This is a genomic window from Pseudomonas sp. GW821-FHT02H09 (assembly GCF_059421425.1).
Genome location: NZ_JBWKVA010000010.1, coordinates 20,305 through 32,799 on the forward strand (window position 1 = coordinate 20,305; position 12,495 = coordinate 32,799).

Consider the following 12,495-nt stretch of genomic DNA (forward strand, 5'->3'; position numbering starts at 1 on the left):
GGTAACCAACGAATCATCGCCGCACACATGAATTTAGCTCAAGGGCATGCGCGGGGCTGCGAACGTCAAATGTTCGGGCCGCCGGTACTGGAGAAAGAAAGCATGAGCAACTGGTTAGTAGACAAACTGATCCCTTCGATCATGCGTTCCGAGGTGAAGAAAAGTTCGGTGCCTGAAGGTTTGTGGCACAAATGCCCGTCCTGCGACGCCGTGCTGTATCGTCCGGAGCTGGAAAAGACCCTGGATGTTTGCCCCAAGTGCAACCACCACATGCGTATTGACGCTCGCGCTCGTATCAATATCTTCCTCGATGCTGAAGGTCGTGCCGAACTGGGTGCTGACCTGGAGCCAGTGGATCGTCTGAAATTTCGCGACGGCAAAAAGTACAAGGATCGTCTGACCGCGGCTCAGAAGCAGACCGGCGAGAAAGACGCGCTGATCTCCATGAGCGGTACTCTGCTGGGTATGCCTGTGGTGGTCTCGGCGTTCGAGTTCTCCTTCATGGGTGGCTCGATGGGCGCCATCGTTGGTGAGCGTTTTGTTCGTGCCGCCAACTACGCGCTGGAAAACCGCTGCCCGATGATCTGCTTTGCTGCTTCCGGCGGTGCGCGGATGCAGGAAGCGCTGATTTCTCTGATGCAAATGGCCAAGACCTCGGCGGTTCTGGCGCGTCTGCGTGAAGAAGGTCTTCCGTTTATCTCCGTTCTTACCGACCCGGTCTATGGTGGGGTTTCCGCCAGTCTGGCGATGCTCGGTGACGTCATCGTTGCTGAGCCCAAGGCCCTGATCGGCTTCGCCGGCCCGCGTGTGATCGAGCAGACCGTGCGTGAAAAACTGCCGGAAGGCTTCCAGCGCAGTGAGTTCCTGCTGGAGCACGGCGCCATCGACATGATCATTGCTCGTCAGGAACTGCGCCCGCGTCTGGGTAACCTGCTGGCGCAAATGATGGGCCTGCCGACGCCGGTATTCATTGCCGCCCCGGTCGAGTCGATCGCGATCCCTCCGGTGCCTGCAAACCTATGATCGAACGTACCCTTGGCGACTGGCTCGCCTACCTTGAGCAATTACATCCGTCGGCCATCGACATGGGGCTGGAGCGCTCGCAAGAGGTAGCGTCCCGGATGGGGCTGGGCAAGCCGGCGCCTCGGGTGATCACGGTAACGGGTACCAACGGCAAAGGTTCTACCTGTGCGTTCGTGGCTTCCTTGCTGCGAGCGCAGGGACTCAAGGTCGGCGTCTACAATTCGCCGCATCTGCTGCGTTACAACGAGCGGGTGCAGGTCAATGGCGTCGAAGCCACTGACGCTGAACTGTGCGAGGCCTTCGTGGCGGTCGAGTCCGGTCGCCGCGAAATCTCCCTGACTTATTTCGAGATGGGCACCCTGGCGGCGTTCTGGCTGTTCCAGCGTGCCGGTCTCGATGCCGTGGTGCTGGAAGTCGGTCTGGGTGGTCGTCTGGATGCGGTCAATCTGATCGATGCCGATCTGGCACTGGTCACCAGCATCGGCGTCGATCACGCTGACTGGTTGGGTAATACCCGTGAGTCGGTGGCTTTCGAAAAGGCCGGCATTTTCCGCCAGGGCGCGCCTGCGCTCTGCGGCGATCTCAATCCTCCTCAACCCTTGCTGGACAAAGCGCGCGAGCTGAGTTGCCCGTTTTTCCTGCGTGGTCGCGATTTCGATCTGGGTATCACCGAGCATAACTGGCAGTGGCGCGGCCTGGATGCGCAAGGTGGTGTTGTCGAGTTGCATGATTTGCCTCTGCTCGATCTGCCGATGGAAAACGCGGCGCTGGCATTGCAGGCTTACCTGTTGCTCGGTTTGCCATGGCAGGCGAAGCAAATTGTCGAGGCGCTGAAAGCCACTCAGGTGGTCGGGCGCCTCGATCGGCGTCAGTTTGATTGGCACGGCAAGCGTCTGAATGTGCTGCTGGATGTGGGACACAACCCGCATGCAGCGGAGTATCTGGCCCATCGCCTGGCTCGCCGCCCTCTGGCAGGCAGGCGTCTGGCGGTGTTTGGTTTGCTGGCTGACAAGGACCTCGATGGAGTTCTTGCGCAGTTGAGTGGTAGTGTCCAGCAGTGGGCTGTTGCCCCGCTGGATTCTGCGCGCAGTCGCCCGGTCGAAGATCTGCAGGCGGCCTTGCAGAACCTTGGTGCGTCGGTGACGTCCTACGAAAGTGTCGCTGCCGCGCTGGAAGGGCAGTGTGCCCAAGCGGCGGCCGAGGATGAAATTCTGTTGTTTGGATCATTTTATTGTGTTGCCGAGGCGCTCCAATGGTTAGCCCGGCGCTCCACGGAGGAGGCTGCAAATGGCTTTGCTGGATAACGTTTACAAGCAGCGCATGGTCGGAGCACTGGTCCTGGTGGCGTTGGCGGTAATCTTCTTGCCGATGCTGTTTTCCCGTCAGGATGAGCAGCGTCAGATAACCGTTGACGCCCCGGCCAAGCCTCAAGCGCCTGCGGTGCAGCAAGTGCAGGTTGAGCCAGTGGTCGTGCCTGAGCCGCAAAGCCTGCCGCAAGAGCCGGTTCCCAGTGATGACGAGATCGCTGATCAGGAGGTGCCGGCCAAGCCGGTCGCGCCGATGACTCCAGTCCCGGCGCCGGTCGTAGCCAGCAAGCCTGTAGCTCCCGCGCCGGCACCAAAACCTGCAGCAGCCCAGCCTGTTGCACCGGCGCCGAGCAAGCCCGATGTGAGCCAAAGTCGCATCGATGCCAATGGTCTGTCAGTCAGCTGGTCGGTTCAATTGGCCAGCCTGTCCAGTCGGGAAAGTGCCGAGAGCTTGCAGAAATCCCTGCGCAGCCAGGGTTACAACGCCTATATCCGTTCTGCAGATGGCAAGAACCGGGTGTTCGTCGGGCCGCTGATCGAGCGCGCTGAAGCCGATCGTCTGCGCGACTTGCTGGGTCGTCAGCAGAACCTCAAGGGGTTTGTGGTGCGTTTCCAGCCTGAGCGCGGCTGAAGCCACGTTGCTCGTAGCAGCTGGCGCAGCCTGCGTCCGGCTGCGCAGCAGTCATAAGTCCGGCTTGCCTGAATGACCGAGATGCCTGGTATTGCGACTGCTGAGCAGCTGGACGCAACCTTCGCCAGCGGCTACGCAGGTCGTGTTATCGGCTGACGCTATCTCATTGATTTGAAATGCACTGACAATCGCAGCTTACCGACAGGCATGCGCTCTGCTAAAATGCGCCGCCTTATCCGTCTGTAGGCTGCACTGTGCTATTTACCTGGGTTGACTGGGCGATCGTTGCAATCATCGCCATCTCCGCTTTGATCAGTTTGAGTCGCGGCTTCGTCAAAGAAGCACTTTCGCTGCTCACCTGGATCATCGCAGGAATCGTAGCCTGGATGTTTGGTGGCTCATTGTCCCAGTACCTCGCCGGATACATCGAAACACCTTCGGCTCGCGTGATCGCGGGTTGTGCCATCATGTTTGTCGCCACCTTACTGGTAGGCGCCATGATCAATTATCTTATCAGCGAGCTGGTTCGTGTCACCGGCCTGTCCGGGACCGACCGGTTTCTCGGCACGGCCTTCGGTGCCGCGCGTGGCGCGTTGCTGGTGGTCGTGGCGGTCGGGCTGTTGAGCCTGGGCCCGGTACAGCAGGATTCGTGGTGGCAGGAGTCACGACTCGTGCCAAAATTTCTATTGGTCGCAGACTGGTCCAAAAACCTGATCCTGGGGTGGAGCAGTCAGTGGCTTGCCAGCGGTATCAGCGTACCCGCTGAAGTACCGTTCAAGGAATACCTCTTGCCGACGGCCAAAACGCCTCGGTGAGATGTGTTCAGTTCAGATTCATTAAGTAGGGGTTGCGTCGCATGTGTGGCATCGTCGGTATCGTCGGTAAGTCGAACGTCAATCAGGCGCTGTATGACGCGCTAACCGTCCTCCAGCACCGCGGCCAGGACGCTGCCGGTATCGTGACCAGTCATGACGGCCGGTTATTCCTGCGCAAGGACAATGGCCTGGTCCGTGATGTGTTCCATCAACGGCATATGCAGCGCCTGGTCGGTCACATGGGCATTGGCCATGTGCGTTACCCGACCGCGGGCAGCTCGACCTCGGCCGAAGCTCAACCGTTTTACGTCAACTCGCCTTACGGCATTACCCTGGCGCACAACGGTAACCTGACCAACGTTGAACAACTGGCCAAGGAGATTTACGAATCTGACCTGCGCCATGTCAACACCAACTCCGATTCGGAAGTCCTGCTCAACGTGTTCGCTCACGAGCTGGCCCAGCGCGGCAAGTTGCAGCCAACCGAAGAAGACGTTTTCGCCGCCGTAACCGACGTGCACAATCGCTGCGTGGGTGGTTATGCCGTGGTTGCGATGATCACCGGTTATGGCATCGTCGGTTTCCGTGACCCGCACGGCATTCGTCCGATCGTCTTCGGTCAGCGTCATACCGATGAAGGCGTCGAGTACATGATCGCCTCGGAAAGCGTTTCCCTGGACGTGCTTGGTTTCACCCTGATTCGCGACCTGGCACCGGGCGAAGCGGTCTACATCACTGAAGACGGCAAGCTGCACACCCGTCAGTGCGCGACCAATCCGAAGCTCACACCTTGCATTTTCGAGCATGTCTACCTGGCGCGTCCGGACTCGATCATCGACGGCGTTTCGGTCTACAAGGCTCGCCTGCGCATGGGTGAGAAGCTTGCGGACAAGATCCTGCGTGAGCGTCCACAGCACGATATCGACGTGGTTATCCCGATTCCGGACACCAGCCGTACGGCTGCACTGGAGCTGGCTAACCACCTGGGCGTGAAGTTCCGCGAAGGTTTCGTGAAGAACCGCTACATCGGCCGGACCTTCATCATGCCGGGCCAGGCTGCACGGAAAAAATCCGTACGCCAGAAGCTCAACGCCATCGAACTGGAATTCCGCGGCAAGAACGTGATGCTGGTGGACGACTCCATCGTTCGCGGCACCACCTGCAAGCAGATCATTCAGATGGCCCGTGAAGCGGGTGCGAAGAATGTCTACTTCTGCTCGGCGGCACCCGCTGTTCGCTACCCGAACGTCTACGGTATCGACATGCCGAGCGCCCACGAGCTGATCGCACACAATCGTACCACCCAGGACGTTGCCGATCTGATCGGCGCCGACTGGCTGGTCTATCAGGACCTGCCGGACCTGATCGAAGCGGTTGGCGGTGGCAAGGTCAAGATCGAGAGCTTCGACTGCGCGGTGTTCGATGGCAAGTACGTCACTGGCGATATCGACGAGACCTACCTGAACAAGATCGAGCAGGCGCGTAACGATGCCTCCAAAGTCAAGACTCAGGCCGTCAGCGCGATCATTGACCTGTACAACAACTGATTTGGAATACAAGACTAAGGAGTAGGCAGCATGAGTCAGGATTGGGATGCCGGTCGGCTGGACAGCGACCTCGATGGCGTAGCTTTCGATACCCTGGCCGTGCGCGCCGGTCAGCACCGTACGCCGGAAGGTGAGCACGGTGATCCGATGTTCTTCACCTCCAGTTACGTGTTCCGCACGGCCGCCGATGCGGCTGCGCGGTTCGCCGGTGAAGTGCCGGGCAACGTCTACTCGCGTTACACCAACCCTACGGTGCGGTCGTTCGAAGAGCGTATCGCAGCGCTGGAGGGTGCCGAGCAAGCGGTTGCCACGGCAACCGGCATGGCAGCCATCCTGGCGGTGGTCATGAGCCTGTGCAGCGCCGGTGATCATGTGCTGGTGTCGCGCAGTGTGTTCGGCTCGACCATCAGTCTGTTCGAAAAGTATTTCAAGCGCTTTGGTATCGAAGTCGATTACGTGCCCCTGGCGGACTTGTCCGGTTGGGATGCGGCAATCAAGGCCAATACCAAATTGCTCTTTGTTGAATCACCGTCCAATCCGCTGGCCGAATTGGTGGATATCGCGGCATTGTCCGGGATTGCCCATGCCAAGGGTGCGATGCTGGTCGTCGACAACTGCTTCTGTACGCCGGCGCTGCAACAGCCGTTGAAGCTGGGTGCGGACGTGGTGGTGCATTCGGCCACCAAGTTCATTGATGGCCAGGGCCGTTGCATGGGGGGCGTAGTTGCCGGTCGCAGCGAGCAGATGAAAGAAGTGGTTGGTTTCCTGCGTACTGCCGGGCCGACCCTGAGTCCATTCAATGCCTGGATTTTCCTCAAGGGCCTGGAAACGTTGAACCTGCGTATGCGCGCTCACTGTGCCAGCGCTCAGGTTCTGGCTGAGTGGCTGGAGCAGCAGGACGGGATCGAGAAGGTGCATTACGCCGGCCTCAAGAGCCATCCGCAGCATGAGTTGGCCCGGCGTCAGCAGCGTGGCTTCGGTGCGGTGGTGAGTTTCGAGGTCAAGGGTGGCAAAGAGGGGGCCTGGCGCTTCATCGATGCAACCCGACTGATTTCGATCACTGCGAACCTGGGCGACAGCAAAACCACCATCACCCATCCGAGCACCACCTCTCACGGCCGTCTGGCGCCGCAAGAGCGTGAGGCTGCCGGGATTCGTGACAGCCTGATCCGCATTGCGGTCGGTCTGGAAGATGTCGCTGACTTGCAAGTGGATCTGGCGCGCGGGTTGGCAGCCTTGTGATCGATTTGTCCATGGGGGCGAGTAGCACCAATGGTCGTGTCGCGCTGGTTACCGGCGCGGCGCGTGGCATCGGTCTGGGGATTGCGGCCTGGCTGATCAGCGAAGGCTGGCAGGTGGTGCTGACTGATCTTGACCGCGTGCGTGGCTCCAGGGTCGCCAAGGTCCTCGGTGAAAGCGCCTGGTTCATCACCATGGATGTGGCGGATGAGCAGCAAGTCGCCTTGGGCGTTGCCGAGGTGCTTGGTCAGTTCGGGCGCCTTGATGCGCTGGTTTGCAATGCGGCGGTGGCCGAACCGCGCAATATCACGCTGGAAAGTCTTGATTTGGCTTACTGGAATCGTGTTCTGGCGGTGAACCTCAGTGGGCCAATGTTGCTGGCCAAACACTGCGCGCCTTATCTGCGTGCTCACGCGGGTGCCATCGTCAATCTGGCCTCGACCCGCGCCGGGCAATCGGAGCCGGATACCGAGGCCTATGCGGCGAGCAAGGGCGGGCTGCTGGCGCTGACGCATGCGCTGGCGATCAGTCTGGGTCCGGAGATTCGGGTCAATGCGGTCAGTCCTGGCTGGATCGATGCCCGAGACCCGGCTGCGCGCCGTGCCGAGCCGCTGACGGACGCTGATCATGCTCAGCACCCGGCGGGCAGGGTAGGGACGGTTGAGGACGTGGCGGCGATGGTGGCCTGGCTGCTGTCGAAGAATGCGGGTTTTGTCACGGGCCAGGAGTTTGTGGTCGATGGTGGCATGACCAAGAAAATGATTTATCGGTAGGAGCGCAGCTTGCTCGCGATGCGGCTTGCGCGATCGAGCTGTTCGAATGGAAGGCTGTCCGGGAAAGATAAATTTATTTTGTCTTTTTCAGAAAAACTTCAAGCGGGGTATTGACTTAGCTTCGGTATCTGCGTAAATTTCGCGGCCTCAACGAAGCAAAGGGTGATTAGCTCAGCTGGGAGAGCATCTGCCTTACAAGCAGAGGGTCGGCGGTTCGATCCCGTCATCACCCACCACTTCTTGAGAGTCTTTCGAAAGAAAGATGGAAGCTTTTAAAAGCCTCCACCGACGCGCAGCGGTAGTTCAGTCGGTTAGAATACCGGCCTGTCACGCCGGGGGTCGCGGGTTCGAGTCCCGTCCGCTGCGCCATATTTTCCAGATCGGGTTTTCCCGGTTTGAGATTGAAAAGCCTAGAGCTTTCCAGTCAGATGATTTCAAAGGTTCAAATGGACGCAAGTCCAAGCGATACGCAGCGGTAGTTCAGTCGGTTAGAATACCGGCCTGTCACGCCGGGGGTCGCGGGTTCGAGTCCCGTCCGCTGCGCCATATCTGCCTCAAGGCCCACTGAACGCCTTGAAGCTATGAAGAAAGCCGATGGCTGCTTCTGATTGATAGCAAAGACCCTGGTCGAAAGACCGGGGTTTTTTGTATCCGGGATTTGGCTTTCTTTTGCTTCTGGTTCCAGAAGTTTTCTCGAATTGAATAAAACAAAACCCCGCTGACTGGCGCAATGCTGTTCAGTTAAGGAATTTCTGGCTCCGCACATTCTCCGTAGCAGCTGCCGAAGGCTGCGTTCGGCTGCGCAGCAGTCGCAAATCATGCAACCACGGTCAACCTGTAACACCACAGTGCCTGATTTTACGACCGCTACGCAGTCGAACGCAGGCTTCGCCAGCTGCTACGGATCGCGTCGTCGCCTTAACTGAACGGCATTACGCTGACTGGCGGGGTTTTGTTTTTGTTGTGTTCGTGTAAATCACAAGTCGTACTTGTCCCGCAGGCCGTAGTACCAGGCGCCTAATGCGGCGAATGGGGTGCGCAGCATTTGCCCGCCAGGGAAAGGGTAGTGCGGCAGGTCGGCAAAGGCGTCAAAGCGCTCTGCCTGGCCTCGCAGAGCCTCAGCCAGGACTTTGCCCGCCAGATGGGTGTAGGTCACGCCATGGCCGCTACAGCCCTGCGAGTAATAGATGTTGTTACCCAGGCGTCCGACTTGCGGAAGTCGCGACAAAGTCAGCAGGAAGTTGCCGGTCCACGCGTAATCGATCTTCACATCCTTGAGCTGCGGGAAGGCCTTGAGCATCTTCGGTCGAATGATCGCTTCGATATTCGCTGGATCTCTCGCGCCATAGACCACACCGCCGCCGAAGATCAGGCGCTTGTCACCCGAAAGACGGTAGTAGTCGAGCAGGTAGTTGCAGTCTTCGACACAGTAGTCCTGCGGCAGCAGGCTTTTCGCCAATTCATCGCTCAAGGGTTCAGTGGTGATGACCTGGGTGCCGCAGGGCATCGACTTGGCTGCCAGTTCCGGAACCAGATTGCCCAGATAGGCGTTACCGGCGACGATAATGAACCTGGCCCTGACTTTGCCTTGCGGCGAGTGCACGACCGGATTGGCGCCGCGCTCGATGCGTATGGCGGGCGATTGCTCATAAATGGTTCCGCCCAGCGACTCCACTGCAGCGGCTTCGCCAAGGGCGAGGTTGAGCGGGTGCATATGTCCGCCGCTCATGTCGAGCATGCCGCCCACGTATTGATCGCAGGCCACCACCTCGCGGATGCGGCGCTGATCCAGCAGTTCCAGTTGAGTGTGGCCGAAACGCTCCCAAAGGCGCTTCTGCGACTCCAGGTGGCCCATCTGTTTGCTGGTGATTGCGGCAAATACGCCGCCGTCCTTCAGATCGCACTGGATCTGGTACCTGGCCACGCGCTCGCGGATGATCTTGCCGCCCTCGAACGCCATCTGGCCGAGCAACTGTGCCTGCTTGGGGCCGACGCTGCGCTCGATGACGTCGATGTCGCGGCTGTAGCTGTTGACGATTTGGCCGCCATTGCGGCCCGAGGCGCCGAAGCCGACCTTGGCCGCTTCCAGGACGGTCACCCGAAAACCGTTCTCCAGCAGAAACAGCGCGCTGGAGAGGCCCGTGTAGCCTGCACCGATCACGCAGACATCAGTCTCTACCTCATCCTGTAGCGATGGGCGCGGCGCAACCGCGTTAGCCGATGCGGCGTAATAGGACTTCGGATAGGGGGTGTTCACCATCCTGCAACCTCTGTTTTATATTTTTTACGAGTGCATCGATCCTACCTGAGTTAAAAATAGGCTACCAGCCAACGAAAAATCTTCTTTGTGGCCCTGAAAATAAAAAATTCGCATATTCATAGGCTTAGCTGCAAAAAAGGTGTTGACACCCCTCCGGAATTCCGTAGAATGCCGCCTCACAGCAGGCACGTAGCTCAGTTGGTTAGAGCACCACCTTGACATGGTGGGGGTCGTTGGTTCGAGTCCAATCGCGCCTACCAAACAAAATCCGCTCTGCTGGGCGGTCTAGAAGGGTCAACCGAGAGGTTGACCCTTTTTTGCGTCTGGCGTTTGCAAAACTTTTTCACGCCCCCCACTCAGGACGCCAGTCAGGCGTGGGGCGCGTCGCGTGCCTTGCTGAACTCCCTGGCCAGGTAGTTTGGGGGCTGACAAAAAAATCGATGCACGATGATTCCTTGCCGATTGGTGCTCAAGTGGTTACGGGTCAATACTTCTCACCTGTCTTGGGAGAATCTCTATGAACCGGCGAGAAGAATTTTTGACGAAAGTATTAGAGGTTCATCATGAATATGAGCAGGCTACGATCGTCATCCACAAAATAATGAGTGAGAACAAAGCCACAGGCCCCGAGTGGGATGCTGCCGTAGCGCGGCAGATTGCAGCCCTTGATGCCTGGATGGAATTGCCAGGGGAATACAGCAATTTCAAGCAAGATGATGGACCAAGCCGCTAATGTAAGCGCGATGCATGCTGCCTCCTGAGCTTCGGTCGGTTTCCGAATGAGCCCAAGCCGCACACTATCCCGAACGATCAGAATGTCGTCGTCATAGCCCCAAGGGGGCCGGCGACCGTCTTGTTGCGAAAAAACTGGCGATCACCTGGATGAACTCGTTGGCGATGATGCGCTTAATGCGCTGCTGGTCGATGGTTTTGTTTTCTGTGGGCATGGGGATACCTCGCCGGGGATCGGCTACAGTTGACTGCTCATCGAAATGGAGATCGAAAATGAGGTGCTTGATCTGCAAGGGCGTAGCCAAAGAGGTTCTGTCAGTCGGTGAGTTCGAGGAAAGAGACTGCCCTGGCTGCGGGCGCTACTGCATTTCTCGAGCACTGGTCACTGACATGGTGAAGCGAAATCAAAATCTTGATGTGGTGCGCACAAGAATTTTTTTGGCGTCACGTAGAGTTATCGGTGTTGTTCCGGCGATAACGCCATTCGATGTTGCTTATAACCAACTGATTGTCACCTGAACAGGCGGCTGCTGAGGCGTTCAGCGCAATAGGCGAGGGTGGGTCAGGCGGGTTCATTCGAGCGAATGCCCGCCCATTCATTATTTCGGATCGAAGGTGCCCAGGGTCAGTTGGGCCTGGCTCTCACATTGGCCTGTTGAAATTCATATTTGAACCAGGCGTATCGGGGGCTCATCCGGTTTATATATGTAACCAGGCCAGAGTACCCAGCACTACACTGGCTCCCGCCGCACTATAGGCGACCCTTTTCAGCCATTCCTTGCGCGTCAGCAAGGTAATCGCCGCCAGCGAAATGGCAATCTGAATTGCCGTCATCGCCTGGGCCCAGCGGTGGTGCTGATGCAATGCCAATTCTGACTTTTCATCCCACTCGCGAGCCTCTGCCTCGAGTGCTTCTGCTTTCTGGCGCACCACTTCTTTTTCATCTTTATAGCGTTGCGCTTCGGCGGTGTAGTGTGCGGCATCGACGCCAGGGATATGGATCGCCAATTCAGACAGGTTTTGCCGGCTGGATTTGGCCTGGTAATAATTCCACTGGTTGGAGGCTTCGGTTTTCTTGATGGCGGCGTTGTTCTTGTCCATTGCCGCTTCGCTCTCCGTGGAGCCCGCCTGATAGCTGAGCAAGGCACCTATGGTCGCCATGATCGCCGTCATCACCGCTATCTTGCTGGCGAAATTATCGCCGTGGGCATGGGCGTTTTTGGTGACGTGTTCCAGATGTTCTTCATGGGGGCTGGGGACTTCGAACTCTTCAGACATGGACTTTGATCTTTGGGGTTGGACAGGTATTGAAGTGTAAATGGACTGATCGCCAAAGGCTCTATATCAATGGAAAACTGTCGAGTCGAGGTGACGAATTGTTGGCTTTTCGGATCGTGCTCGTTCGCCACGACGCAGGGGAGGGTAAAGCAAGGTGCTTTTATCGACGGTTTGCTGCTTCAAAAATGGGAATTAGACATGGCTAAGGCGTTGCAGCTGGTTTAAGCAGCGCTGTGTTTTATGGGCTACTACTGTCAGGCCGATATTCTTTTCTTCATGGATAGGAGGTCAAGTCGATGCTTGCGCACTGGTTCCTTGCGGCAATTCATCTTCTGGCATTTGCAACGGGGTTCGCGGCGGTGCTCGCTCGCGGAGCGGCTTTGCGTCGTGTCGCTGTGAGCGCCACTGAGGTCCGGAATGTATTGTTTGCGGATAACTGCTGGGGAATCTCGGCGGCGATTCTTTTGGTCACCGGTGCGGTTCGCGCCTTTGGCGGGTACGAAAAAGGCACGGACTACTACCTGCACCAGCCACTGTTTCATCTCAAGATGACGTTGTTCATCGTTATTTTGCTGCTTGAGACTGCTCCGATGGTCGCCCTGATCAAATGGCGGATCGCCTTGAGTCGAGGGCGTACGATTGACGTTCGGCGTGCGACGCTATTCGCCAGGATCAGCCACATTGAGGCATTGCTGATTGTTCTCATGGTGGTAGCGGCGACAGGCATGGCTCGTGGGCTGGTGTCCGGCTAGCAGTTTGCAGGGCTGTCGAAGAGTGCTGCGACAGAAATCGCAACCTTCTTCGCGGGCAGCCGGGTTTTCCGGTGCTTGAACCCCATGGATATGTGCTGCGATTCAATCAGGATCCTGGTCTCACGTCTGTTGATGGCC

General features: G+C 58.0%; 12 protein-coding genes and 4 tRNA genes. 13 read left to right on the forward strand and 3 right to left on the reverse strand.

Annotated elements, in window-relative coordinates:
• Positions 1 to 102: 102 nt before the first annotated feature.
• The 10 genes from accD to AC07VR_RS15275 all read left to right on the forward strand — a co-directional run bounded on the left by accD (position 103) and on the right by AC07VR_RS15275 (position 7,881).
• Positions 103 to 1,023, forward strand: coding sequence for an acetyl-CoA carboxylase, carboxyltransferase subunit beta (gene accD / locus AC07VR_RS15230; RefSeq protein WP_494994692.1), 921 nt, complete (start codon positions 103 to 105; stop codon positions 1,021 to 1,023).
• Positions 1,020 to 2,327, forward strand: coding sequence for a bifunctional tetrahydrofolate synthase/dihydrofolate synthase (gene folC, locus AC07VR_RS15235; RefSeq protein WP_495011686.1), 1,308 nt, complete (start codon positions 1,020 to 1,022; stop codon positions 2,325 to 2,327). The genes accD and folC overlap by 4 nt, the downstream gene beginning before the upstream one ends.
• Positions 2,311 to 2,961: an SPOR domain-containing protein gene (locus AC07VR_RS15240; protein WP_495011687.1), complete on the forward strand. Its 651-nt coding sequence runs from the start codon at positions 2,311 to 2,313 to the stop codon at positions 2,959 to 2,961. The genes folC and AC07VR_RS15240 overlap by 17 nt, the downstream gene beginning before the upstream one ends.
• A gap of 254 nt (positions 2,962 to 3,215) precedes the next feature.
• Positions 3,216 to 3,776 carry a CvpA family protein gene (locus AC07VR_RS15245; RefSeq protein WP_495011688.1) on the forward strand — a complete coding sequence of 187 codons (561 nt, stop codon included), beginning with the start codon at positions 3,216 to 3,218 and terminating at the stop codon, positions 3,774 to 3,776.
• A gap of 41 nt (positions 3,777 to 3,817) precedes the next feature.
• Complete coding sequence (gene purF / locus AC07VR_RS15250) at positions 3,818 to 5,323, forward strand: amidophosphoribosyltransferase (RefSeq protein WP_494994696.1); 1,506 nt, start codon at positions 3,818 to 3,820, stop codon at positions 5,321 to 5,323.
• A gap of 30 nt (positions 5,324 to 5,353) precedes the next feature.
• Positions 5,354 to 6,565 (forward strand): O-succinylhomoserine sulfhydrylase, encoded by a 1,212-nt coding sequence (locus AC07VR_RS15255; protein ID WP_495011689.1) that lies wholly within the window; start codon positions 5,354 to 5,356, stop codon positions 6,563 to 6,565.
• 11 nt (positions 6,566 to 6,576) lie between these two features.
• Positions 6,577 to 7,335, forward strand: a complete 759-nt coding sequence (locus tag AC07VR_RS15260) for an SDR family oxidoreductase (RefSeq protein ID WP_495011825.1) — start codon at positions 6,577 to 6,579, stop codon at positions 7,333 to 7,335.
• A gap of 160 nt (positions 7,336 to 7,495) precedes the next feature.
• Positions 7,496 to 7,571 (forward strand) — tRNA-Val (locus AC07VR_RS15265).
• 56 nt (positions 7,572 to 7,627) lie between these two features.
• Positions 7,628 to 7,704, forward strand: a tRNA-Asp gene (locus AC07VR_RS15270).
• A gap of 100 nt (positions 7,705 to 7,804) precedes the next feature.
• Positions 7,805 to 7,881, forward strand: a tRNA-Asp gene (locus tag AC07VR_RS15275).
• 430 nt (positions 7,882 to 8,311) lie between these two features.
• On the opposite strand, the gene AC07VR_RS15280 is transcribed toward AC07VR_RS15275, so the two are convergent.
• A complete protein-coding gene (locus tag AC07VR_RS15280; RefSeq protein ID WP_495011690.1) occupies positions 8,312 to 9,595 on the reverse strand; it encodes an NAD(P)/FAD-dependent oxidoreductase in 1,284 nt (427 codons plus the stop codon).
• A gap of 183 nt (positions 9,596 to 9,778) precedes the next feature.
• Here AC07VR_RS15280 and AC07VR_RS15285 point away from each other — a divergent pair.
• Positions 9,779 to 9,855: transfer RNA gene (locus AC07VR_RS15285), tRNA-Val, on the forward strand.
• A gap of 257 nt (positions 9,856 to 10,112) precedes the next feature.
• Complete coding sequence (locus tag AC07VR_RS15290; RefSeq protein ID WP_494994699.1) at positions 10,113 to 10,328, forward strand: hypothetical protein; 216 nt, start codon at positions 10,113 to 10,115, stop codon at positions 10,326 to 10,328.
• Positions 10,329 to 10,419: 91 nt separating this feature from the next.
• Here the strand turns inward: AC07VR_RS15290 and AC07VR_RS15295 are convergent, their stop codons facing one another.
• Both AC07VR_RS15295 and AC07VR_RS15300 read right to left on the reverse strand, forming a co-directional pair.
• Entirely contained in the window at positions 10,420 to 10,542 is a 123-nt protein-coding gene (locus AC07VR_RS15295; RefSeq protein ID WP_494994700.1) for a hypothetical protein, read from the reverse strand.
• 484 nt (positions 10,543 to 11,026) lie between these two features.
• Positions 11,027 to 11,605 (reverse strand): DUF4337 domain-containing protein, encoded by a 579-nt coding sequence (locus AC07VR_RS15300; protein WP_494994701.1) that lies wholly within the window; start codon positions 11,603 to 11,605, stop codon positions 11,027 to 11,029.
• Between the two features lie 296 nt (positions 11,606 to 11,901).
• Between AC07VR_RS15300 and AC07VR_RS15305 the strand changes: the two genes are divergently transcribed.
• Positions 11,902 to 12,357 carry a DUF2214 family protein gene (locus tag AC07VR_RS15305; protein ID WP_495011691.1) on the forward strand — a complete coding sequence of 152 codons (456 nt, stop codon included), beginning with the start codon at positions 11,902 to 11,904 and terminating at the stop codon, positions 12,355 to 12,357.
• Positions 12,358 to 12,495 lie beyond the last annotated feature (138 nt).